This is a genomic window from Marivita sp. (assembly GCF_965656765.1).
GTDB lineage: Bacteria > Pseudomonadota > Alphaproteobacteria > Rhodobacterales > Rhodobacteraceae > Marivita.
This window is the reverse complement of sequence record NZ_CBFHLV010000056.1, coordinates 1-21,691: the sequence shown is the minus strand read 5'-3', so window position 1 is coordinate 21,691 and position 21,691 is coordinate 1. Positions and strand designations below refer to the sequence as shown.

The 21,691-nt window shown below is 59.7% G+C and carries 22 protein-coding genes, 1 pseudogene and 1 riboswitch; of the genes and pseudogenes, 8 read left to right on the top strand and 15 right to left on the bottom strand.

Features of this window, described 5'->3' with window-relative positions; genetic code table 11:
- The 14 genes and pseudogenes from ACTG4M_RS13720 to ACTG4M_RS13655 all read right to left on the bottom strand — a co-directional run.
- A pseudogene (locus ACTG4M_RS13720) lies at window positions 1–220 on the bottom strand (amidohydrolase); the annotation flags it as partial.
- Entirely contained in the window at window positions 217–813 is a 597-nt protein-coding gene (locus ACTG4M_RS13715) for a GNAT family N-acetyltransferase (RefSeq protein ID WP_439124233.1), read from the bottom strand. The pseudogene ACTG4M_RS13720 and the gene ACTG4M_RS13715, both read right to left, overlap by 4 nt.
- Window positions 813–1,208 carry a ketosteroid isomerase-related protein gene (locus tag ACTG4M_RS13710; protein ID WP_439124232.1) on the bottom strand — a complete coding sequence of 132 codons (396 nt, stop codon included), beginning with the start codon at window positions 1,206–1,208 and terminating at the stop codon, window positions 813–815. The genes ACTG4M_RS13715 and ACTG4M_RS13710 overlap by 1 nt, the downstream gene beginning before the upstream one ends.
- Window positions 1,205–1,654 (bottom strand): low molecular weight phosphatase family protein, encoded by a 450-nt coding sequence (locus ACTG4M_RS13705; RefSeq protein WP_439124231.1) that lies wholly within the window; start codon window positions 1,652–1,654, stop codon window positions 1,205–1,207. Before ACTG4M_RS13705 ends, ACTG4M_RS13710 begins: the two co-directional genes overlap by 4 nt.
- A 3-nt stretch (window positions 1,655–1,657) precedes the next feature.
- Window positions 1,658–2,137, bottom strand: a complete 480-nt coding sequence (locus tag ACTG4M_RS13700) for a UPF0262 family protein (protein WP_439124230.1) — start codon at window positions 2,135–2,137, stop codon at window positions 1,658–1,660.
- Between the two features lie 68 nt (window positions 2,138–2,205).
- Complete coding sequence (locus ACTG4M_RS13695; RefSeq protein ID WP_439124234.1) at window positions 2,206–3,426, bottom strand: Coenzyme F420 hydrogenase/dehydrogenase, beta subunit C-terminal domain; 1,221 nt, start codon at window positions 3,424–3,426, stop codon at window positions 2,206–2,208.
- 187 nt (window positions 3,427–3,613) lie between these two features.
- A complete protein-coding gene (gene mraY, locus ACTG4M_RS13690; RefSeq protein WP_439124229.1) occupies window positions 3,614–4,696 on the bottom strand; it encodes a phospho-N-acetylmuramoyl-pentapeptide-transferase in 1,083 nt (360 codons plus the stop codon).
- A 6-nt stretch (window positions 4,697–4,702) separates the two neighbouring features.
- Window positions 4,703–6,145 carry a UDP-N-acetylmuramoyl-tripeptide--D-alanyl-D-alanine ligase gene (locus ACTG4M_RS13685; RefSeq protein WP_439124228.1) on the bottom strand — a complete coding sequence of 481 codons (1,443 nt, stop codon included), beginning with the start codon at window positions 6,143–6,145 and terminating at the stop codon, window positions 4,703–4,705.
- A complete protein-coding gene (locus ACTG4M_RS13680; RefSeq protein WP_439124227.1) occupies window positions 6,142–7,626 on the bottom strand; it encodes a UDP-N-acetylmuramoyl-L-alanyl-D-glutamate--2,6-diaminopimelate ligase in 1,485 nt (494 codons plus the stop codon). The genes ACTG4M_RS13685 and ACTG4M_RS13680 overlap by 4 nt, the downstream gene beginning before the upstream one ends.
- 42 nt (window positions 7,627–7,668) lie before the next feature.
- Entirely contained in the window at window positions 7,669–9,456 is a 1,788-nt protein-coding gene (locus ACTG4M_RS13675; protein WP_439124226.1) for a peptidoglycan D,D-transpeptidase FtsI family protein, read from the bottom strand.
- The gene (ftsL, locus tag ACTG4M_RS13670) at window positions 9,453–9,806 is read right to left on the bottom strand and encodes a cell division protein FtsL (RefSeq protein ID WP_439124225.1); all 354 of its coding nucleotides are present in this window, start codon (window positions 9,804–9,806) and stop codon (window positions 9,453–9,455) included. Before ftsL ends, ACTG4M_RS13675 begins: the two co-directional genes overlap by 4 nt.
- Entirely contained in the window at window positions 9,806–10,798 is a 993-nt protein-coding gene (gene rsmH, locus ACTG4M_RS13665; protein WP_439124224.1) for a 16S rRNA (cytosine(1402)-N(4))-methyltransferase RsmH, read from the bottom strand. The genes ftsL and rsmH overlap by 1 nt, the downstream gene beginning before the upstream one ends.
- A gap of 6 nt (window positions 10,799–10,804) precedes the next feature.
- Window positions 10,805–11,314 (bottom strand): division/cell wall cluster transcriptional repressor MraZ, encoded by a 510-nt coding sequence (gene mraZ / locus ACTG4M_RS13660; RefSeq protein WP_439124223.1) that lies wholly within the window; start codon window positions 11,312–11,314, stop codon window positions 10,805–10,807.
- A gap of 425 nt (window positions 11,315–11,739) precedes the next feature.
- On the bottom strand, window positions 11,740–12,012 hold the full coding sequence (locus ACTG4M_RS13655) for a hypothetical protein (protein ID WP_439124222.1): 273 nt from the start codon (window positions 12,010–12,012) through the stop codon (window positions 11,740–11,742).
- A riboswitch (cobalamin riboswitch) is annotated at window positions 11,995–12,176 on the top strand. It overlaps the preceding gene by 18 nt.
- A gap of 107 nt (window positions 12,177–12,283) precedes the next feature.
- Here ACTG4M_RS13655 and ACTG4M_RS13650 point away from each other — a divergent pair.
- From ACTG4M_RS13650 to ACTG4M_RS13625, 6 genes are read left to right on the top strand one after another with little or no spacing between them, the layout of a single operon-like run.
- A complete protein-coding gene (locus tag ACTG4M_RS13650) occupies window positions 12,284–13,264 on the top strand; it encodes a FecCD family ABC transporter permease (RefSeq protein ID WP_439124221.1) in 981 nt (326 codons plus the stop codon).
- On the top strand, window positions 13,261–14,019 hold the full coding sequence (locus ACTG4M_RS13645; protein WP_439124220.1) for an ABC transporter ATP-binding protein: 759 nt from the start codon (window positions 13,261–13,263) through the stop codon (window positions 14,017–14,019). The genes ACTG4M_RS13650 and ACTG4M_RS13645 overlap by 4 nt, the downstream gene beginning before the upstream one ends.
- A 31-nt stretch (window positions 14,020–14,050) precedes the next feature.
- Entirely contained in the window at window positions 14,051–14,668 is a 618-nt protein-coding gene (locus tag ACTG4M_RS13640) for a MotA/TolQ/ExbB proton channel family protein (RefSeq protein WP_439124219.1), read from the top strand.
- A gap of 1 nt (window position 14,669) precedes the next feature.
- Window positions 14,670–15,044 (top strand): ExbD/TolR family protein, encoded by a 375-nt coding sequence (locus tag ACTG4M_RS13635; protein ID WP_439124218.1) that lies wholly within the window; start codon window positions 14,670–14,672, stop codon window positions 15,042–15,044.
- Complete coding sequence (locus tag ACTG4M_RS13630) at window positions 15,041–15,430, top strand: ExbD/TolR family protein (RefSeq protein ID WP_439124217.1); 390 nt, start codon at window positions 15,041–15,043, stop codon at window positions 15,428–15,430. The genes ACTG4M_RS13635 and ACTG4M_RS13630 overlap by 4 nt, the downstream gene beginning before the upstream one ends.
- Window positions 15,430–16,425: a TonB family protein gene (locus tag ACTG4M_RS13625; protein ID WP_439124216.1), complete on the top strand. Its 996-nt coding sequence runs from the start codon at window positions 15,430–15,432 to the stop codon at window positions 16,423–16,425. The genes ACTG4M_RS13630 and ACTG4M_RS13625 overlap by 1 nt, the downstream gene beginning before the upstream one ends.
- Before the next feature lie 67 nt (window positions 16,426–16,492).
- Here the strand turns inward: ACTG4M_RS13625 and ACTG4M_RS13620 are convergent, their stop codons facing one another.
- Complete coding sequence (locus ACTG4M_RS13620) at window positions 16,493–17,560, bottom strand: Mrp/NBP35 family ATP-binding protein (protein ID WP_439124215.1); 1,068 nt, start codon at window positions 17,558–17,560, stop codon at window positions 16,493–16,495.
- 226 nt (window positions 17,561–17,786) lie between these two features.
- Here ACTG4M_RS13620 and ACTG4M_RS13615 point away from each other — a divergent pair, with 226 nt between their 5' ends.
- Both ACTG4M_RS13615 and ACTG4M_RS13610 read left to right on the top strand, forming a co-directional pair.
- Window positions 17,787–18,005 (top strand): DUF1127 domain-containing protein, encoded by a 219-nt coding sequence (locus ACTG4M_RS13615; RefSeq protein ID WP_439124214.1) that lies wholly within the window; start codon window positions 17,787–17,789, stop codon window positions 18,003–18,005.
- 574 nt (window positions 18,006–18,579) lie between these two features.
- The gene (locus ACTG4M_RS13610; protein WP_439124213.1) at window positions 18,580–21,513 is read left to right on the top strand and encodes a valine--tRNA ligase; all 2,934 of its coding nucleotides are present in this window, start codon (window positions 18,580–18,582) and stop codon (window positions 21,511–21,513) included.
- Window positions 21,514–21,691 lie beyond the last annotated feature (178 nt).

The following is a 21,691-nucleotide window of genomic DNA, read 5'->3' as shown; positions in this document are numbered from 1 at the left end:
CGTCAGCTACCCGATCTGACACCGCATGCAGCGACGCCTCCAAATCAAGGGCTGCTTCGTGTCCGGCCAGCGTCGCCAACTCCATCGCGCCATATTCCGGGAATACCAACAGGTCTGCCCCGGCATCTGCTGCTTCGCTTACCCAAAGTGTCAGCTTATCCTCGTAAGCCCCCCAAGAATCGAGAAAATCCATGGGGTACGCCGCCGCTGCAACTCTCATATTCCAACCCCGCTCAATACCCGTGTCCATACCTGCAAAGGCTTCTTGGTCTCATCTGTGTGATCGACGTCTTTCCAGGAAAACCACGCCACAGCTCCGTCCAGCGGCACATAACCGCGCTTGCGCCAGAACCCATCCAAGGGCCAATACCCGGCCGGCCGTAACGGATGATCCTGCGGTCGCACCACTCCACAAAAAGCTGAAACTGTCGCCCCCAAAGACCGGCCATGTGCCTCGCGCAGATCAAAGAACCGATGACCAACACCTTGCCCACGATACTCGGGCAACAACACCGACTCAGCACAATAAAAGATATCCGCGAGCCGTAGACCGGTCTGGTCAAAAGCCGCCGCAAAATCCTCGGCATGATCTGTCATGGGCGTGCCCGTCGCAGCCCCCACCAGCTTTGCCCCATCAAACGCACCCACAAGCAAGGCCGCTTCTGACGTCCGATAGGTTTCAAGATACTCGCGCTCGTAGTTCGGATCGCCGTCATAAAGATACGGCCAGTCCCGAAACACCCGAATGCGGAGCTCTGCGACATCGTCCAGCGCCGCATCCAAGGCCTCTCCAGTCAGCGCCTCGATCCGCATCAAGACACCTGAGCGATCCAGTCACTCAGGTTGTAATAAGTCACAACCCTGCTGATTTTGCCCTCGTGCAGTGAAAAGAAAGACCCCGCAGGCAAACGGTATCCCTGTCCAGTGGCGTCAGGCAGCCCTTCGTCGGTGACAAGATACGTGCCGTTCACCATGTACTCCGCAGCACCGCGCGCGCCGTCTTCGGCAACAAACACGACAAGCTCGGTCAGTGTCTCGTCATAACACCGCGACATGTGCTGGCAGAACGCCTCGAACGCATCACGCCCAATGCGGATATTACCCTCGTTCACATGATGCGCCACGTCATCGGTCAGACAGTCCAGCATGCCGGGCACGTCGTTGCGATTGAACGCGTCGAAATACCGTTCGATGGTTGCCCGGCTCATGCTTGTCCTCCCCATTTCCGTTTCAGGTGTTCGACCAACTGATCGCGGGTCTGCCGATAGGAATTCAGCTTTTGCTCGCGCGTTTCACCAAGGCCCGTTGGGTCCATGATTGGCCAATACTCCACCGTCAGATGATAAAACCGCGTCAAATCAAGCGCCCGCCTCTGTGATGCCGGCGACAGCGCCACAATCAAATCGAACCCCGACAGCGCCTCGCCGTTTTCTTCCAACTCATCGAAACTGCGCGACTGATGACGGCTCATCTCGACACCGATCTCTTTGCAGACTGCGATGGCAAAGCCGTCAATCTCCAGGTCATTCATCACACCGACAGATTGCACATAGGTCTCAAAGCCATAGAGCTTTTTCATGATTCCTTCGGCCATCGGCGACCGAACAGCATTGTGATCGCAGCAAAACAGAATCGACTGCGGCAACGATTTCAAACCTCAGCCCCCGAAATGCAGGACACAAACGAGGGTAAACAAACGCCGCGCCGTATCCTCGTCCACCGTGACCTTGCCTTCAAGCCGCTCTTGCAGGATGCGCGCACCTTCGTTGTGGATACCGCGCCGCGCCATATCGATGGTCTCGATCTGGCTGGGCGGCAGGGTTTTGACTGCATCAAAATAGGATTTGCAGATCTGGAAATAATCTTTGACCACCTGCCGGAACGGCGTCAGAGACAGATGGAATTCAGCAGCCTTTTCATGGCTTTCCGTGGTCACATCGAACACCAACCGCTTGTCCTTGATCGACAGCCCCACATGATACGGGCCGGACGGTACAGGTTTGCCGTCACGATTTGGCAGCTCAAACGTATTATGTTCCATCAGGTCGAACATCGCCACGCGGCGTTCTTGTTCGATCTCGGGGGTGGGCGGGGGCAGATTGCCGTCGTCCAGTTCGATATGAGCAATGCGAGTCATGCGCGGTCTTCCTTGATCTGCGCACCTCCCTAACGCGCGTTCAGATATCGCGCAATCTGACCTTTGGCCTATCTGCGCGTCTCGTCGTCCCTTGGCATCAGACCATAGCGGGCTGCCACGCGCCAGACATGGTCAGGCACCATGTTCTTTATCTTGGCCGGATGAGCCCGCCGCAGGTGCAAAATTGTCTCGATCGCCTTCATTTCAACCCGCGCCCGGGCGAACTCTAGCCCACGCGGTCCGGTGCGCGGCTGCAACCACGCCACAATGGGCCGCACCCAATCGGGCATCCGGCGCAGCGGCATGCCACCCGCTGCCCGTTCGGTGTTGGCCATAAAGCCTTTCACAGCCGCCTCGCGCTTGCCTTTGTCTGTCAGATCGCGTCGAACCACTCGGTCCCCCAGCCTGTCCAGCACAGCCGCCCCGCGCGCATTGCGCACAATCAGCCATTGGTCGCCATCCCCACCCATATACCCGACGGTGATATCCGCCAGACGGTTCGTGTAATCCACGCAAGTCTTGCAGGTCATCGGAAAGAAATCCGCGGGCAAGTCCGACAGCGGCAGCTTGAGAAACGGCACAAAGCGCGGCTTACGCCCATCGTCAAAGCGCAATTCGACCCGGTAATCCGCGCGAAACTCGAGATAAGACACGGTTTCGGGCTTGTCGTCCAAACGCGCCAGAAAGGCGTGGAAATTTTCGGTCGTGGTGTTATCGGAACAGGGCGTACCGATCACCGTGATCTCATCGAAGCCCAGCTCCGCCTCCAGCGCCCGCAGAGCGTAGACCTGACAGGGGATGCCCACCACCGCGATCCGTCGATGCCCCGCCGCGCGGGCAGGCTCCAAAAGTGCCAGAAGCGGCCCATAGCCCATGCGCATGCCCCGGCACTGGGCCATCTGTTCGGCCTCCGTGACAATGACGGGCAGCGGTTTCCACCGATCCTCCGGGTCAGGCGCGGTCGCCAGAACTGCATCTACAGCCCCTGCGCGCAGCAGTTCTGCGGCAAGCGCCGTGGTCAATCCGGTCCACTGCGCGCCCTCTGCCGCAGGTTCCAGCCGCGCACGATGCATCGCTTGGGACACACCGAAAAACGCCTCGTCCCCATTGCCAGCCACACGTCCATGCACCAAGGCCTCAAGGCTTTCGTACTCCGGCTGAATGAATTGGCAGGCCTTCCCGCACGCGCGGCCATCACCCATACGCGAAACACCGCAATCGGTACATAGCCCCGCTCGCGGCGCACCGCCAATCTTCGGCACTGTCAGCCCAATCCGACCACCATCCATATCCGACTCCGCCTTTCGCAATGTGTCAACTTTAGTTGACACGTCTTGGAAAAGCGAGTCCACACGTCTTCTTTTTCCAAATATGCAAACGCACCATTGCCCTCTGCGCCCCGCTTGGCAAAGGCGTCACGGCAGCACTTGCCGGAGGACGTCGCCAAAGGCGTAAGGACGAAAAACCCAGCGCGCGTCAGCGCACCTTCAATGTCGCCAAACCAATCAGCGCGAGAATAAGTGATATGATCCAGAACCGGATCACGATCTGTGGCTCGGCCCAGCCCTTTTTCTCATAATGGTGATGGATCGGCGCCATCAGGAACACGCGTTTGCCTGTCCGCTTGAAGTAGAGCACCTGAATGATCACCGACAGCGCTTCGACCACAAACAGACCGCCTACGATGGCCAGCACGATCTCGTGCTTCGTCGCCACAGCGATCGCACCCAGCGCGCCACCAAGGGCCAAGGAACCGGTATCCCCCATGAACACAGCCGCAGGCGGCGCATTGTACCACAGGAACCCCAGACCACCGCCAAACAGCCCAGCCGTGAAGATCAGGATTTCTCCTGTGCCGGGCACGTAATGCACGTCGAGGTAATCAGTAAAGTCGACCCGGCCCACCGCGTAGGCGATGACGCCCAGTGTGCCTGCCGCGATCATCACCGGCATGATGGCCAAACCGTCCAAACCGTCCGTCAGGTTCACCGCGTTGGCCGCGCCGACAATCACGATGACCGCAAATGGCACAAAGAGATACCCAAGGTTCAAAAGCGTGTCCTTAAACACCGGGAACGCCAGCTGGTTCGTCAACTCCTCGGGATGGTATTGCGCAGCCCAGTAACCTGCGATGGCGGCAATCAAAAACCCAAGCAATAACCGCACCTTACCAGACACACCTGCAGTATTTTGTTTTTTTACCTTGGCATAGTCATCGGCAAATCCGATCAGCGCAAAGCTCATCGTGACAAACAGCACCATCCACACGAATGGATTGTCCAAACGCGCCCAAAGAAGCGTCGATGTCAGCAGCGCCCCGACAATCAGCAGCCCGCCCATTGTTGGCGTGCCCGCTTTGGAAAAATGCCCCTCCGGCCCATCGGTGCGGATCGGCTGGCCCTTGCCCTGTCGTTTACGCAGCACGTTGATCAGCGGCTTGCCAAAGAAAAACCCAAACAGCAAAGCAGTCAAAAACGCGCCACCCGCGCGGAACGTGATGTAGCGAAAGAGATTGAACAAATCCCCTCCGTCCGACAGCGCGGTTAACCAATACAACATGAACTTTTATCCTTCCGGCTCGTCGCGGAGGTTGCCTTGGCTCATATTCCGGATGGCGTCAACCACGCGGGCCAGCCGCATCGACAGCGATCCCTTGACCATCACAACATCCCCCGCATCTAACTGGCGGGGCAATCGCGCGGCCATATCGTCTGATGTCTCATACCACATTCCACGACGCTCTTCGGGCAACGCGTCCCAAAGGTGCCGCATCAACGGACCGACGCAATGCACCTTGTCCAGCGTCCGGGTCGCCTCCAGATCAGCCAAGGCCGCATGCAAGTCCGGCCCGGTCGGACCAAGCTCTTTCATGTCACCCAGAACGGCTACGCGCCGCCCCCGGCTTACACGCCCGACATCATGCTGCACCGGTGCCGCGGCCAACACTGACAACGATGCCGCAACCGACGCAGGATTGGCGTTATATGCGTCGTCAAACAACGCCAGTGTTGCGGTTGGGTCTGCCTCGTCTAACGGGATCGTCACATGCGCGCCGCGCCCCGCCCCCGGATGCCAACGTCCCATCGCGGCCAAAGACAGCGCGCGGTCCAGTTCCAACACTTCAGCCACAGCAAGAACCGCAGCACCATTGATGGCGAAATGCCGGCCCGGCGCGTCGATCTTGTACAGAAGCTCGCCACCGTCGACCTCGGCTTGAGCAACACTGTAGCCATCGCTTTCCCGCACCGAGGTGACACGCATATCGCAACCATCACTTTCACCAAACGACACGCTGACAGTCGCCTTCTTTTCGGCCTCCGCTTGCAGAATAGCGCTTGTGGGCAGATCTCCATTCCAGATCGCCACGCCTCCCGGCTCCAACCCATCAAAGATCGACGCTTTCTCATGCGCAATCCCGTCGATGCTCTTGAATGCCTCCAAATGAGCAGGCGCCACAATGGTCACCAATGCCACATGCGGGCGCGCCAGATTGCTCAACGGTGCGATCTCTCCGGGGTGGTTCATCCCGATCTCGATCACTGCGAATTCCGCATCGCGCGGCATCCGCGCCAGTGTCAGCGGCACACCCCAATGGTTGTTGTAACTGGCCTCGGCTGCATGCACTCGGCCATGTGCGCCCAGAACCGTGCGCAGCATTTCCTTGGTTGAGGTCTTGCCAACCGACCCGGTCACGCCCACCACCTTGGCGACTGTTCGTGCCCGCGATGCACGGCCCAACGCCTCAAGCCCGGTCTGAACATCGTCAACGATCACCAATGGCGCATCTTCTGCCACGCCATCTGGCACCCGGCTGACCAAAGCAGCCGCAGCCCCTTTGTCCAACGCTTGCGCAACAAAGTCATGCCCATCGCGCGCCGCCGTCAACGCCAAAAAAAGATCCCCGGGCTGGATCGTTCTGGTGTCGATGGACACACCCGTTGCCACCCAGTCACCTGAAACCTGACCACCCGTCGCTTCTGCCGCCTCTGCGCTTGTCCAAAGGGTCATGCCAATTTCCCGTCCAAAGCCGCCACTGCCACGCTGGCCTGTTCCACATCGTCAAACGGATAGATCGTGTCGCCAACAATCTGTCCGGTTTCGTGCCCCTTGCCACAGATCAAAAGCGCGTCGCCTGCCCCAACCGCATCGACACCGCGCAGGATGGCTTCGGCCCGGTCGCCGACCTCTGTCGCCTCCGGAGCCCCCTCCAAAACAGCAGCTCGAATAGACGCAGGGTCTTCACTCCGCGGATTGTCATCCGTGACAATCACCTGATCCGCAAACTCCGCCGCAGCCGCCCCCATTAAGGGCCGTTTTCCCGGATCCCTATCGCCGCCCGCGCCCACAATCGCCACCAAGCGCCCCATCACATGCGGACGGATCGCCCGACAAGCGGTCGCCACGGCATCAGGTGTATGCGCGTAATCCACATACACGGCCGCGCCATTGCCGCGCGTTGCGGCCAATTGCATCCGTCCACGCACAGTTTCCAATTCGGGCAACACCGAAAACACTCGATCCGGGGTCGCGCCGCTGGCAATCACCAAACCGGCTGCCACCATGACGTTCTCGGCCTGAAATCCGCCGACAAGGTTCAGCCGCGTCTGAAATGTCTCGCCACCAAACTTGATCCGCACGTCCTGCCCGGTGGCATCAAACCGTTGCGCCAACAGGCACATATCTGCTCCAACATCCTTGCCGACAGTCATGATTTCTTGGCCACGCGCCCGCGCAATGGCAAGCATGTCGATCCCGCGCGCATCGTCGATATTGATCACCGCAATCGCATCTTCGGGCAGCACCCGCGCAAACAGACCCGCCTTGGCGTCAAAATACGCCTCAAAGCTGTCGTGGTAATCCAAATGATCCTGCGTGAAATTCGTAAACCCCGCCGCGCGCAGGTTGACCCCATCCAGCCGCCGCTGCGCCAACCCGTGCGAAGATGCCTCCATCGCGGCATGGTCAATCCCGGCGTCTGCCGCACCAGCCAATGCGCGATGCAGCGTAATCGGTTCAGGTGTAGTGTGCATAAGCGGCACTTGCCAATCGCCTTCAACCCCCGTGGTGCCCAGATTGACAGCCGGATGGCCCAGCAATTGCCAGATCCGGCGCACGAAGCTTGCGACACTGGTCTTGCCGTTTGTTCCGGTTACGGCAACCATCGTATCGGGCTGTTTTTCAAACCAAAGCGCTGCACAAAACGCCAAGGTCTGACGCGGGTCAGCGGCGATCACCACAGCTGCATGCGATGCGTTCAATTCCGTTTTGGCGATCTCGGCCCCTTCGACATCCGTCAGGATAGCCGCCGCCCCCATGCGCAAAGCGTATTGGATAAATTCGCCACCATGCATCTTCGTGCCCGGCAGCGCCGCAAACAAATAACCCTCTTTGACATCGCGGCTGTCCACGGCCAGCCCTGTGATGACCACGTCCGCGCCACCGCGCGCCGTCAGACCCAGCTCGCTCAGGCTTTTGGCCTCTGCTGCCATGACGACCCCCTCGTGTCTTATGCCTCTCTCCGGCAGCGTCGCTCAGTTCGAGGTGTTGATGATGCCTGACAAATGCCGTGTTTCCATCTCCGGGCGCAAGCCCAGAAGAGGTGCGACGCGCCGGATCATTTCTGCAGCCACCGGAACAGCGGTCCAACCGGCGGTCCGACGCGGCTTTTTCCCGCTGGTCTCCACAGGTTCATCCAGCGTGACGATCAGCACATATTTTGGGTCATTGGTCGGAAAGACTGACGCAAAGGTGTTGATCACCTTGTCATCATAATACCCGCCACCGCGCGCTTTGGGTTTGTCCGCTGTGCCAGTTTTACCACCCACGAAATACCCCGGAACCTCGCCAAAACTGGCGGTGCCCTTGGTCACAACTTTACGAAGCATATCAAGCGATTGTCGCGCGGTCCGCTCGGACATCAAACGTGGGCCAAGCGCCGGACCATCCTGCTTGAGCAGCGTCGGTTCCACCTTATAGCCACCATTGGCAAGCGCCGCATAACCAGCGGCAAGATGCAGAGGGCTCGATGACAGGCCGTGACCGTAAGATATCGTCACGCTCGACAAATCGGTCCAGCGTTTGGGCAACAGTGGCTGCCCACCCTTGGCTTCCACAATCTCAAGCGGCGTTGGCTCAAAGAATCCAAGGCTCTTCAAAAACTCCTGCTGACGCTTCGTCCCAATCGCCAACGCCAATCGCCCCGTTCCACGGTTCGAGCTTTTGACGATGATATCGGACACCGACAACGGGCCGTAATTCTTGTTGGCAAATTCACCGATCTTGAACCCGCCCACCTTCATCGGGCCAGACGTGTCGATCACTGTCTCTGGATTGACCAACCCCAATTCAAGCGCCTGCGCAGACGCAAACACCTTGAAGGTCGACCCTAGCTCGTACACCCCCTGAACCGCCCGGTTGAACAGCGGACTGTCTGACGCCTCGCCTTCGGTCAAAGGGCGCGGACGGTCGTTCGGGTCAAAATCAGGCAAAGACGCAATCGCGATCACCTCACCGGTGTGCACATCCATCAAAACGCTGGCCGCACCTTTGGCATTCATCAGCTTCATGCCGCCCAGCAACACGCGCTCGGTCGCAGCCTGAATGGTCAGGTCCAATGACAGCTCAAGCGGAGCACCTTCACGTGCCGGGTCGCGAAGGTCCTCATCGAAGAACTTCTCGATCCCCGCGGTGCCGATAACTTCAGCAGAATGAACACCTTCACGGCCAAAGCTCGCTCCACCAAGGATATGCGATGCCAGCGCACCATTGGGGTAAAGCCGCATCTCGCGCGGCCCAAACAACAGCCCTGGCTCACCGATATCATGAACTTTCTGTTTTTGCTCTGGGCTAAGTTTTTTACGCACCCACATGAACTTACGCTTGCCAGTGAAGTCTTTAAGCAAACGCTCTTCGCTAAGCTCTGGAAAAATATATACTAATTCTTTTGCAGCTTTGAGCGGATCAACCATCTGCTGCGGATGCGCATACAGCGAAAAGGTCTCCATGTTGGTCGCCAGAATGCGCCCCTGACGGTCAACGATATCGGCGCGGCTGGCGATGATCGACGCGCCCGTGGCCTGCGCCCGCGGCTCTTCTGCCTCAGATGCCGCCAAAGTACCCATGCGTGCGCCAATCACTCCGAACGCACAAAAGAACATGACCGCCATCACCAGCAACCGACCTTCGGCGCGGGATCTGGCTTTGTCGCGCATCTGTTCGTGCCGAATCCGCAAGTTTTCACGTTCGATGGCGTCGGGGTTTTCACCCTTACGTCGCGCATCAAGGATTTGCGCTAAGGGCCGAAGCGGCGTGCGGATCATGGCTCTTGCTCCTGTGCGCCTGCGCTTGAGATCTCAACCGGATCGGTAATAGGCAATTCCGGCGGCTTGGGGTACGAAATCTGATCGACCCGCCCGAACTGATCCGGTTCCAGCGGCATGAGGCCCAAGCGTTCAAAATTCACCTCGGCCAAATCGCGCAATCGGTCGGGACGGTTCAAATACGCCCATTCGGCGCGCAACACAGCCAGCCGAGCCCGCGCAGCCGCAATGTCAGACCGCACCGCTTGGGCCTCACCCAACGCGGCCTGTGTTTTGTAATTCTCATGATAAGCCCAAAACGCCGCCCCGATGACGGTCAGGAACGTCAGGACATAAAGCAGGGAACGCATCAGCGATCCTCCTTCAACTGAGGCAAGGCAATTTGCCCGGCGTCAATTTCGCCCGCCGGGGCTTCGGTGCGGCGCGCCACACGCAACTTGGCAGACCGCGACCGTGGATTGACCGCCAGCTCATCATCATCCGGACCCACAGCCTTGCGGGTCACAATCTGAAACGCCGGGATTTCTGTCTCGATTTCAGGCGCATAGCGATTGGCACGTCCCGCTTGTCCACCGCGCGCCTGCATGAAACGCTTGACCATGCGATCCTCAACCGAATGAAAGCTAACCACGGCCAGTAGCCCGCCAGGCTTCAACGCACGCTCGGCGGCCATCAAGCCCTGCATCAACGCGCCGTATTCGTCATTCACGGCAATGCGTAAGGCTTGAAAACTGCGCGTCGCCGGGTGCGATTGCCCAGGCTTGGGGCGCGGAAGGCAGGATTCGATGATCTTGACCAGCTCAAGCGTCCGCGTGATCGGTGCCATCTTGCGCGCCGCAACAATCGACTTGGCGATCCGTCGCGAGGCGCGCTCTTCGCCATACGTATAAAGAATATCCGCGATATCGAACTCGTCCGCGCCGTTGACAATATCCGCCGCTGACGGACCGTCCTGCCCCATGCGCATGTCCAACGGACCGTCCTTCATGAACGAAAATCCACGGTCCGCCTGATCCAACTGCATCGACGACACGCCGAGGTCCAGAACAACGCCATCCACGTCCGAAGCGATCTGATCCATTTCAGCGAAATTGGCCTGATGCAACACAATCCGACCGCCGAACTCGGGCAACCACGCCGCAGCCATTTCATGTGCCAGCGGGTCGCGATCAATCCCAATGACTGTTTTCGCGCCCGCTTCGATCAACCCACGCGCATAGCCGCCGGCGCCAAAAGTGCCATCGACCCATACACCACTGACCGGTGCAACTGCGCGCAACAGCGGGGCAAGAAGAACAGGAATGTGCGGATCATCGGACGGTGTGGCAGCGGCAGCAGACATATCCGATCAGCCCCCCGGCTGCTGATCCAGATAGATCAGCGGATCAACATCATCTGGCAACTCGTCCAGCCATTCATCCGTCGCGGCCTGTTCTTCGGCTTCAAAGGTCTCGGGGTCCCAGATCTGGAACGTATCACCGGCACCGATGAAAAACGCCTCAGCCGACAGCCCGATCTTCTGGCGCAGCTTGGCAGGCAAAACCAGCCGCCCGGTTTCATCCACACTAGTGGCATGGGATTGTCCGTTGAACAGGCGTTGCAACATCTTACGCTCAACCGACCCACGCGGGAGCGCCTCGATCTTTTCATCCACCTCTTCGATGGCTTCGATCGTATAACATTCAAGGTATTTCCGGCGTTTGTCGCCGTAGACGATGACCAGCTCAGGGTTCAGGCCGTCAGTATACGCAGGATCGCCCGCCTCGAGGACACGACGAAACGTGGCTGGGATAGACACCCTGCCCTTACCATCAACCTTGTGATGGCTTTCGCCTCTGAACCTCAACCTACGGGTCACTGCCCTACCGGTCCTTTCACTGCGCTGATCCCTGGAAACGGAAACGGCGGGTTGATCTGCTGCCACTGATCAACCCGCCGCCCGTGTCCCGTTTCCGGGAATGTCCGACTGCGCGCGCCACCTGGGGGGATGTCTGCTCGCCCGCGCGCCGGATCTCTGTCGTTCGATGAAAGCGGGTGCCTGTATGAAACCTGCTTTTTTTATTATCTGGATACCGCGTCGAGGTCTGTGTCGCCTCGTTTGCTGTTCCTGCTCTCATCTCGTGCATTAGGGATGCCATGGGAAAGCATGGGTCGCAACAGTTTTTTATGGGAACTTCTGTCCAGATGTAGTTTTAGACACTCTTAGAGAACCGTATCTAGAGAAAATCTGAACCAAATCACCCCAAATACGCGCAACTGACGAAGAACCTATACAAGATGTAGTCACAACGTCGGCACACCACTTTTGCCCATAATTTCCCACACCGAGATAAAACAAATCAAGAACATTTGAAAATTACAAGGTATTCGCCCAACAAGAATCGTAAATTTTAGGCGAAATCCAGCCGAATCATCGATTTGATTCGGAATGCCACACGCGGCAATGACGACATGTCCCATCATTTCCCATGCACATTCCCATACTTGGCCCATCCGCGACCAGAGAATGGCAAAGCTTGCAATGCGATCTGCCCAGTTGTACGCCGAACGTGTCATGGTCCGGGCAAAACCCGGTGAAAAGGGAACGTGGTGCAACACCACGACTGCCCCCGCAACTGTAAGCGGCGAGCGTGTTCGGCAAATGCCACTGGGAAACCGGGAAGGCCCGATACACGCCCCGACCCGCAAGTCAGGAGACCTGCCGTGACAGATCACCCTACACTCGCGCGGGGTGCGCGGGATGTGACGGTACTCCGGTGTGGTGACAGTCACCGTCTTTGGGCGCGTCCCGAAGGCTTGATATGTTAAATGCGCGGGAGGCAGAGCGGTGAAGCTCTTTAGTGCGCTGATGAGTTTGACAGGGGTGATGTTTCTCGCATCGCTTTTTGTCGGCTATGCGGCGATCTCTGTCCCCGAGGGTCTGAACGCGCTCTTTGGGCGCGGCAACCCGCTATACATCACGATCATGCAGGAAATCCGCCTGCCCCGCACATTGCTTGCGGCAATGATCGGCGTGTCGTTGGGCCTTGCCGGTGCCGCGATGCAGGGTTTCTTACGAAACCCGCTGGCCGAACCAGGCCTGATTGGCGTGTCTGGGTCTGCCGCCCTTGGCGCCGTGATCGCGCTGCAAACCGGATTTGCTGCGACCTTTTTGCTCGCACTTCCGATCACCTCACTGGGATTTGCCGGGCTGGCAGTCGGGCTGATCCTCCTGCTTGCCGGACCGCGTGGCTCATCCCTGACGCTGATCCTTGCTGGCATTGCAGTGTCGGCTTTTGCCGCAGCGCTCACCTCGTTGACACTCAACTTGTCGCCCAACCCTTATGCCGCGTCCGAGATCATGTTCTGGATGATGGGCTCAGTCGCCAATCGCGCCATGAGCCATGTCTGGCTCGCTCTGCCGATCATGGCGCTGGGATGGATCGCTCTGGCCTCTCTGGGCCGTGGCCTTGATGCGCTCACGCTGGGCGAAGACGCCGCCGAGGCAATGGGCATCTCACTCTCGAAGATGCGCGTTCAACTTCTGTTCGGCACCGCCGCCGCAGTCGGCGCCGCCACAGCCGTCGCGGGTGCTGTTGGGTTCGTCGGCCTTGTGGTGCCACACATCTTGCGACGCTTTGCCGAAGGCAGACCCTCCACCTTATTGTGGGCCTCGGCCCTTGGTGGCGCTTCGATGGTTCTGGCCGCTGATCTGGTGACCCGGTTGGTGCTGCTGGAACGCGACTTGAAACTGGGTGTTGTCATGGCCCTGATTGGTGCACCTCTATTTTTGCACCTTATATATAAAACACGGAGGGAAATTGCGTGACCCTTCTGTCGTTGCAAAACCTGACCGTCAAACGCGGCGAATGCCCGGTGGTCGATGCCGCATCGTTGTCCATCGGACCCGGCGAATGCGTCGGCCTGATCGGCCCCAACGGCGCAGGCAAGACCTCATTGTTGCGCGGCGCGTTGGGCCTGCTGCCCTCCGACGGCATCAGCAGTCTTGCCGCCCTGCCGCCGCGCAAACGCGCAGCACAAGCGGCATGGCTGCCACAAACCCGCGAAATCGCGTGGCCGATGAGCGTCGAGCGGATCGTGGCACTAGGTCGGCTGCCATATCTCGCCCGTGGCGCATCATTATCAGAGACAGACCAAACCGCCGTCGATGCAGCCCTCGCGCGCATGGGATTGCAGAATTACCGCCAACGGCTGGCCACCGCCCTCTCCGGGGGCGAACAGGCCCGTGTTCTGATCGCACGTACTTTGGCACAAGACACGCCGCTGTTGATGGCTGACGAACCCATTGCAGGCCTCGACCCCGCCGCCCAGATCGCCACGCTTCAGGTCTTTGAGACCTTGGCGAAAGAAGGCCGCGCCGTGCTGACCTCGCTCCACGACTTGTCGCTTGCGGGGCGCTATTGCACCCGGCTCATACTAATGGGCGCAGGCCAGATTATCGCCGACGGTCCGCCGCGCGACGTGCTTACCCCCAGGATGCTGGCCGAGGTATTCCACCTGAAAGCAGACGTGCTCGACACGCCACAAGGCCCAATCGTACAGCCCTTGGGGGTTCTGACATGACCCAAGCCGCACAAGAAAACGGACAGCCCGCATGACCGACATCATCGCCTTTCTGAACATCGGGGGCCCCGCGCTCTGGGTCATCGCGGGGCTGAGTGTTATCACCCTTGGCCTAATCTTGTGGAAGCTATGGCGGCTCTCGCTCATGGGGGCATGGCGTCGAGACGCAACCGAGGCAGCGGTGAACCTCTGGCAACGTGGCCAGCACGATAAAGCTCTGTCTGGCCTGCAGTCGCGCAACGGCCTGCGCGCCCGTGTGGTCAAAACCGCGATGAACGCCAGCCAATCCCTTACCGCCGAAGATGCCCGGGATGAAACCGCCCGTGTCGCCCGTGGCGCATTGATGGACGCTGGCAGCGGCCTGCGCGCCCTCGATCTTATCGCGACCATCGCGCCACTGATCGGTCTTCTGGGCACCGTACTTGGCATGATCGACGCATTTCAGGCGCTGCAGGACAGCGGCGCGCGCGCCGATCCCTCCGCCCTTGCCGGCGGCATCTGGGAGGCGCTTTTGACCACCGCCGCAGGCATGGCCGTGGCGATCCCAGCTTCCATGGCGCTCAGCTGGTTCGACAGCATCAATGACCAACTGGCCCATGATTTTGACGACCTTGCCACCCGAATCCTGAGCAAAAGCAAACAAGGCTGACATGTTAGACCTAAGCCACCAGAAACGCAGACGCCGCATCGGGTTGACCCCGATGATCGACGTTGTGTTCCTGCTACTGGTCTTCTTCATGCTCGCCGCCCGGTTCGGCGTCACCGACGCGATCCCGGTGACGCTGTCAGGCAGCGGCTCGACGCAATATGACGGGCCACCACGACTGGTCACTGTCCTGCCAGACGGCCTGAGTGTTAACGGAGTTGAAACACCTGATCCGGTTGCAGCCCTGACCCCCTTGATGACCCGCGACACGGACATCATCATCCTGCGCTCCCGCGACGGCGCATCGGTGCAGCATCTACTGAACGCGATGGGCGCCCTGCGCGCCGCCGGCTGGACCAACCTTGTGGTGCTGGAATGAGACGCCGCACACGCATCAAGCCGCAGTCGCGGCGGTCTGCACGCGAACCCGTTGTGCCAATGATCAACGTGGTGTTCCTGCTGCTCATCTTCTTTCTGATGACCGCTCAGATCGTGCCCCCGGCCCCGTTTGATCTGGACTTGCCACGCGCCACCGGGCACGAGGATACAGGTCAAAACGCACTTTATATCAATGATGACGGAGAAATCGCCTTTGACACCGCGCGTGGCGATCTCGCGTTGACGCAAGCCATTTCGATAGCCGCAGAAGACCCGCTTCGCGTGCACGCCGACGCCAACCTGCCAGCCGCGACCCTGGCTCAAATCCTTGCAACTCTAACCGCTCTCGGCGCGACCCGCGTAGAGATCGTGACAGAGGGTGGCTGATGCGCATTCTGGAGATCACAGCCTTTATCGCTTTATCCGGTGCACTTCACGCGGCGACATTGGCCGTTGCCCCCCTGCAAAGCGGAGGGACAAGTGACGGGCCTGACGGCGAGGCGGATGTGACCGTTCAGGCCGCAACGCCCACCCTTGCCGCGATGGTTCAAGACTGGGAACGTGCGCCTGAGGTCAGTGAAGCGCCAAATTTGATGACTCCAAAGGCAGCGTTCGCCCCTGACCGCCCACGCCAAGACGCACCAGTGTCACAACAGCCGCATGCAATCGCTCTGGCGCCCCCCAGCCCCGCACCAGAGCTACCGCAAGCCGAAACGCGCTTGCCCGCGCCGCCCGTGCCACTGGCCCAGACCACACCAGACACGCTGCCGGTCCCCATGGCGCAAGAAACTGACGCGCCGGACGTACCAGCATCGGCACACAGCAGGCCACGCCTTACTGCGCCAGCCCCGTTCGAAATGGCAGAGACTGCGCCAACCTCCCCAAGAATTGACACGACACCGCCAGTCAGCCGGACCGCCCCAATCGCGTCCTTGCGCCCAGAGCTGCGTCCGGACAGACCTGCACCGCGGGCAGCGCCCAAACCAAAGCAGACGCAAAGCGCTTCGCGGCCCAAACAAACTGCAAAAGGATCGGGGGCAAGCCAAGCGGCCAGCCCGGCACCAGCCGCCAAAGCGCCCGCACCGCGCGGGCCATCGAAAGCACAACTGGCAGGACTTGAACAGCAATGGGGCGCACAGATCACGTCTGCGTTGCGCCGCGCCCATCGTCCCCCGCGCGGCGCGAAGGGCACGGTGAAGCTGGTGATCGCGATCACACCCACGGGGCGCGTATCCGGCGTGTCTATCGCGGCGTCCTCGGGAAACAGCCGCTTGGATCAGGCCGCGTTGGCCGCGGTAAAACGCGCCCGATTCCCGCGTGCACCCAAGGGCCTTACGAAATCCAGCTATCGGTTCAGCCAGCGTTTGACCGTGGCACGTTAAATCCGCTGGCGCGCGCGCCGCTCTGTAAACGAAGCATTGCGATGGGTTAACTTACCCTGCGCCCAACTCAGGCCATTCCACCCTGAATCAACCGATCCGCCAGGATTCCATAGGCATCTGCCATCGGCCCATCCCCTGCCGCAACAGGGGCACCGCCATCACCGGCCAGACGGGTGTCCAGATCCAGTGGCAGCTGCGCCAATAGCGGCACATCACGCGCAGACGCCTCGGCCACCATGCCACCTGCCCCAAAGATGTGGCTTTGACCGCCGCAATGCGGACAGGTGAACACCGCCATATTCTCGATCAGCCCCAAAACCGGCGTTTTCAAAGTTTCGAACATATCCAGTGCCTTACGGGCATCGAGCAGCGCCACGTCCTGAGGTGTCGATACCACGATCGCCCCCGTCACTTCGGCCTTTTGGCACAGGGTCATCGCCACGTCACCCGTGCCCGGAGGCAGATCGACCAGCAACACGTCCAACGTGCCCCAAGCCACTTGGCTCAGCATCTGTTGCAACGCACCCATCAACATCGGACCACGCCAAACCACAGCCTTTTCTTCGGGCAGCATCAATCCGATGGACATCACCGTGACACCATGCGCCTTCAGAGGAATGATCGTCTGGCCGTCTGGGCTCTCGGGTTTTTGCGAGACGCCCATCATACGTGGCTGGCTGGGGCCGTAGATATCGGCGTCAAGCAAACCAACACGGCGTCCCGCACGCGCAAGCGCTACGGCAAGGTTCGACGATACCGTGGATTTGCCGACACCGCCCTTACCCGATCCAATGGCCAAGATCCGCGCCACACCCGAAGGTTTGAGCGATCCGGCCTGCGGTTTCATGTGTCCGCCGATCTTGAGGCCTTTGGGTGGCGCTGCGGCAGGTCCATGCGCAGTCAACGCTGCTGACACCTCAGACACGCCCGGCAGTTCGGCGACAACGGCTTCAGCGGCCTTGCGCACAGGCTCCATCAGGCGGGCAATCTCGGGGGATGGCGCCTCGATCACAAAGCGTACAAACGACCCATCCACCTGAATCGCCCGCACCAAATCAGCCGAAATAAGGTCTTTACCGTCCGGAATGGCCACCCGGGCCAGCGCAGCGCGAATCTGTTCGGGTGTTGCCGACATGCACAACCTTTCATCTTTATGTAAAACAAATGGCAGCCGTGCCGTTAAGCTTCAACCGCTTGCCCCAAAATTAGCGCTGTTAGCGCAAAACGCACAAATTTGAACCATTTGGTCTATGCAATTGCTGCATAGCAGCGTTGAGGCAAAAAACTATTGTGCAGGCGCAGCATTTGCCTATCTTTGTTTCAAGCGAACAGAAACACACATATTCGAACAGAGCAGATACATGGCATACGAAACAAACAGTCTCGGCGCAGTCGGCAACGGCATCATTGACCGGATGAACACGCTTGTAGCAGATTACCGCGCCGCAGCGGCACGCCGCAAGGTCTATCGTGACACCCTTCGCGAACTCAGCGCGCTGTCGGACCGCGAACTTTGCGATCTTGGATTGAACCATTCCGAGATCAAACGCGTTGCATATCAGGCTGCATACGAAGCCTGACCAGAATTCGGTGAGCACGGCCCCTGATCGGGCCCCTTGCCAAACAAATCGGACACCCTCTCCTCCTCCCTGGGTGCTCCGTATTTGACGGTGGCGCATCTCCTCCTCCCTTGCGTCACCGTCACAAGTTTCGGGCCTCGGCCCACACGATCTCGGCATCCTCTCCTCCTCCCTGGATGTCGTGAACTAGACGGTGGCACCTCTCCTCCTCCTCCCTGGTGTCACCGTCACAGGTTTCGGGCCTCGGCCCACACGGTCTCGGCATCCTCTCCTCCTCCCTGGATGTCGTGAACTAGACGGTGGCACCTCTCCTCCTCCCTGGTGTCACCGTCACATATTCCGGGCTACGGCCCATAAGAACTCGGCGTCCTCTCCTCCTCCCTGGACGTCATGAACTGGAAACGGTGATGCCTCTCCTCCCTTGGCATCACCGTTTTTTCTTTTCAGACCCCTTTCACCCGCATGACCCATTTTCCCGCACCCTCTGGGTTTTCCTTTCTGCGCCCTTTCGCTAGATGAGGCGGAACGGAACACATGCGGCCCATTGGGCGGCACAAAAGCGGGAACTGACCCCATGGCGATGGAAAAGACATTCGACGCCCAGGCCGCCGAAGCGCGGCTTTACAAGGCGTGGGAAGACAGTGGTGCCTTCAAAGCGGGGGCCAATGCGTCCCGCGATGAAACATTCTGCGTGATGATCCCGCCGCCGAACGTCACCGGCTCGCTGCACATGGGGCACGCGTTCAACAACACGTTGCAGGATATCCTTGTCCGCTGGCACCGGATGCGCGGCTTTGACACGCTCTGGCAGCCGGGCACGGACCACGCGGGCATCGCCACGCAGATGGTGACCGAGCGTGAAATGGCCGCCAATGGCGAACCAAGCCGTCGCGAGATGGGGCGTGACGCGTTCCTTGATCGCGTCTGGCAACAAAAGGTCAAATCGCGCGGCACGATCATCGGACAGCTCAAGCGCCTTGGCGCATCGGCGGACTGGTCGCGAGAGGCGTTCACCATGGGCGGCGCGGCCGGCGACCCGGATCGCGGCAATGGGCCGAACTTCCATGACGCAGTGATCAAGGTCTTCGTGGATATGTACAACAAGGGCCTGATCTATCGCGGCAAGCGGTTGGTCAACTGGGACCCGCATTTCGAGACCGCGATCTCGGATCTCGAAGTCGAGAATATCGAGAACCCCGGCCATATGTGGCACTTCAGATACCCGCTCGCGGGTGGTGCGACCTATACCTATATCGAGAAAGACGAGGACGGGAACGTCGTGCTGGAGGAAGAGCGCGACTATATCTCCATCGCCACGACGCGCCCCGAAACCATGTTGGGGGACGGCGCTGTTGCGGTTCACCCGTCGGATGAGCGGTATGCGCCAATCGTCGGAAAACTCTGCGAGATTCCGGTTGGACCGAAAGAGCACCGACGCCTGATCCCGATCATCACCGACGACTACCCCGACCCTGACTTCGGGTCCGGCGCGGTCAAGATCACCGGCGCGCATGACTTTAACGACTATGGCGTTGCCAAGCGCGGAAACATCCCGTGCTACCGTCTGATGGACACCAAGGCCCACATGCGCGACGACGGTGCGTCCTATGCCGAGGCAGCACTAGTTGCGGGCGCCGTAGCACGGGGCGAACGCACACTGACCGAGGCGGAAACCGACGCGCTGAACCTTGTTCCCGATCATCTGCGCGGTCTGGACCGGTTCGAGGCCCGCAAGGCTGTGATTGACGAAATCACATCCGAAGGTCTGGCCGTAATGGTTCCCGTCACCGACCCACGCCTTGGATCGCCCAAAGCACCGGTAGCCCCTGAAGAGGGCGGCGAAGCACGCGAGGACACGTTGGTGCCGCTGGTCGAAGCCAAGCCCATCATGCAGCCTTTTGGCGACCGCTCCAAGGTTGTGATCGAACCGATGCTGACCGACCAGTGGTTTGTCGACGCAGAGAAGATCGTTCGCCCCGCGCTGGATGCGGTGCGCAATGGCGACGTGAAGATCGTCCCGGAATCGGGCGAGAAGACTTATTTCCACTGGCTCGAGAATATCGAACCGTGGTGCATCTCGCGCCAGCTGTGGTGGGGGCATCAGATCCCTGTTTGGTTTGACGGCGATGGCAACCAGTTCTGCGCGCCGACCGAGGCCGAGGCGCAAGCCATGGCGGGCGAAGGTGTTGCGTTGACTCGGGACCCTGACGTTCTGGACACATGGTTCTCGTCGGGTCTCTGGCCAATCGGCACACTGGGCTGGCCGGAACAGACGCCGGAACTGACCAAATACTTCCCCACATCTGTTCTGGTGACCGGTCAGGACATTCTGTTCTTCTGGGTCGCGCGAATGATGATGATGCAATTGGCAGTCGTCGATCAGATCCCTTTCAAGGATGTCTACCTGCACGGTCTTGTCCGCGACGCGAAGGGCAAGAAGATGTCCAAGTCGCTGGGCAACGTGGTTGATCCGCTTGAGATCATTGACGAATACGGCGCCGACGCGCTGCGCTTTACCAATGCTGCGATGGCCTCATTGGGTGGCGTTCTGAAGCTCGATATGCAGCGGATCGCAGGCTATCGGAACTTTGGGACGAAGCTTTGGAATGCGACCCGCTTTGCCGAAATGAATGGCGTGTTCGAGAACCGAACGCCAGACACCGACATCCCCAAGGCCACCGCGACCGTGAACACCTGGATCATTGGTGAAACCGCCCGCGTGCGCGCCGAGGTGGATGCAGCGCTGGATGCCTACCGTTTCGACGATGCGGCGGCGGCGCTTTATCGCTTTGTCTGGGGCAAAGTCTGCGACTGGTATGTGGAATTCTCCAAGCCGCTGTTGCTCGACGAAGGCCCGCAAACGGCGGAAACCAAAGAGACAATGGCGTGGGTCATCGACCAGTGCCTGATCCTGTTGCACCCGATCATGCCCTTTATCACTGAAGAGCTTTGGGCGGTGACAGGCACGCGCGACAAGATGCTGGTTCATGCGGATTGGCCGACTTATGGCACCGATCTGATCGATGCAGAGGCCGACCGCGAAATGAACTGGGTGATTGGTCTGATCGAAGGCATTCGGTCAGCACGGCAGCAGATGCACGTCCCGGTGGGGCTCTATCTTCCACTGGTCGTCAAGGATTACGGCGATGCGGCGAAGGCAGCATGGGACCGAAACGAGGTGCTGATCAAGCGTCTGGCGCGGATTGATGAGCTCACTGTGGTCGACAGCTTCCCCAAAGGCTGCGCAACGGTTCCTGCCGATGGCGCGACTTTTGGCATTCCATTGGCCGACATCATTGATGTGGACGAGGAAAAAGCGCGTCTGGACAAGGCGTTGCAAAAGCTTGCTAAGGAAATCGGCGGAATGAAGGGGAGGTTGAACAACCCGAAATTCGTCGCAAGCGCGCCGGATGAGGTGGTCGAAGAAACCCGTGCCAATTTGGCAGCGCGTGAAGACGAGGCCGCCAAGCTGCAGGACGCGATGGACCGGTTGGCCGAATTGGGCTGACCGATCACGGTCAGGTAGACGCGCCTGACCGACACGCCACAACAAACGCCCGGTCGGGAAAGTCCCCGCCGGGTGTTTTGCATTGTGGGAGATGCCTCCCAAAGATCGAAACGAAAGCGGCGCCGCCCGTTGGGCCATGACCGTTCTCTTGCGCGGCGGGGCAAGGCGCCCCGGACCT

Coding starts and splice junctions, on each gene's coding strand:
- ACTG4M_RS13625 (WP_439124216.1), top strand. CDS start 15,430: ATGCGCATTCTGGAGATCACAGCCTTTATCGCTTTATCCGGTGCACTT.
- ACTG4M_RS13715 (WP_439124233.1), bottom strand. CDS start 813: ATGCGGATCGAGGCGCTGACTGGAGAGGCCTTGGATGCGGCGCTGGAC.
- rsmH (WP_439124224.1), bottom strand. CDS start 10,798: ATGTCTGCTGCCGCTGCCACACCGTCCGATGATCCGCACATTCCTGTT.
- ACTG4M_RS13620 (WP_439124215.1), bottom strand. CDS start 17,560: ATGTCGGCAACACCCGAACAGATTCGCGCTGCGCTGGCCCGGGTGGCC.
- ACTG4M_RS13700 (WP_439124230.1), bottom strand. CDS start 2,137: ATGACTCGCATTGCTCATATCGAACTGGACGACGGCAATCTGCCCCCG.
- ftsL (WP_439124225.1), bottom strand. CDS start 9,806: ATGCGTTCCCTGCTTTATGTCCTGACGTTCCTGACCGTCATCGGGGCG.
- ACTG4M_RS13640 (WP_439124219.1), top strand. CDS start 14,051: ATGACCGACATCATCGCCTTTCTGAACATCGGGGGCCCCGCGCTCTGG.
- ACTG4M_RS13610 (WP_439124213.1), top strand. CDS start 18,580: ATGGCGATGGAAAAGACATTCGACGCCCAGGCCGCCGAAGCGCGGCTT.
- ACTG4M_RS13630 (WP_439124217.1), top strand. CDS start 15,041: ATGAGACGCCGCACACGCATCAAGCCGCAGTCGCGGCGGTCTGCACGC.
- ACTG4M_RS13615 (WP_439124214.1), top strand. CDS start 17,787: ATGGCATACGAAACAAACAGTCTCGGCGCAGTCGGCAACGGCATCATT.
- ACTG4M_RS13655 (WP_439124222.1), bottom strand. CDS start 12,012: ATGACACGTTCGGCGTACAACTGGGCAGATCGCATTGCAAGCTTTGCC.
- ACTG4M_RS13685 (WP_439124228.1), bottom strand. CDS start 6,145: ATGACCCTTTGGACAAGCGCAGAGGCGGCAGAAGCGACGGGTGGTCAG.
- ACTG4M_RS13695 (WP_439124234.1), bottom strand. CDS start 3,426: ATGGATGGTGGTCGGATTGGGCTGACAGTGCCGAAGATTGGCGGTGCG.
- ACTG4M_RS13710 (WP_439124232.1), bottom strand. CDS start 1,208: ATGAGCCGGGCAACCATCGAACGGTATTTCGACGCGTTCAATCGCAAC.
- mraY (WP_439124229.1), bottom strand. CDS start 4,696: ATGTTGTATTGGTTAACCGCGCTGTCGGACGGAGGGGATTTGTTCAAT.
- ACTG4M_RS13635 (WP_439124218.1), top strand. CDS start 14,670: ATGTTAGACCTAAGCCACCAGAAACGCAGACGCCGCATCGGGTTGACC.
- ACTG4M_RS13680 (WP_439124227.1), bottom strand. CDS start 7,626: ATGGCAGCAGAGGCCAAAAGCCTGAGCGAGCTGGGTCTGACGGCGCGC.
- ACTG4M_RS13675 (WP_439124226.1), bottom strand. CDS start 9,456: ATGATCCGCACGCCGCTTCGGCCCTTAGCGCAAATCCTTGATGCGCGA.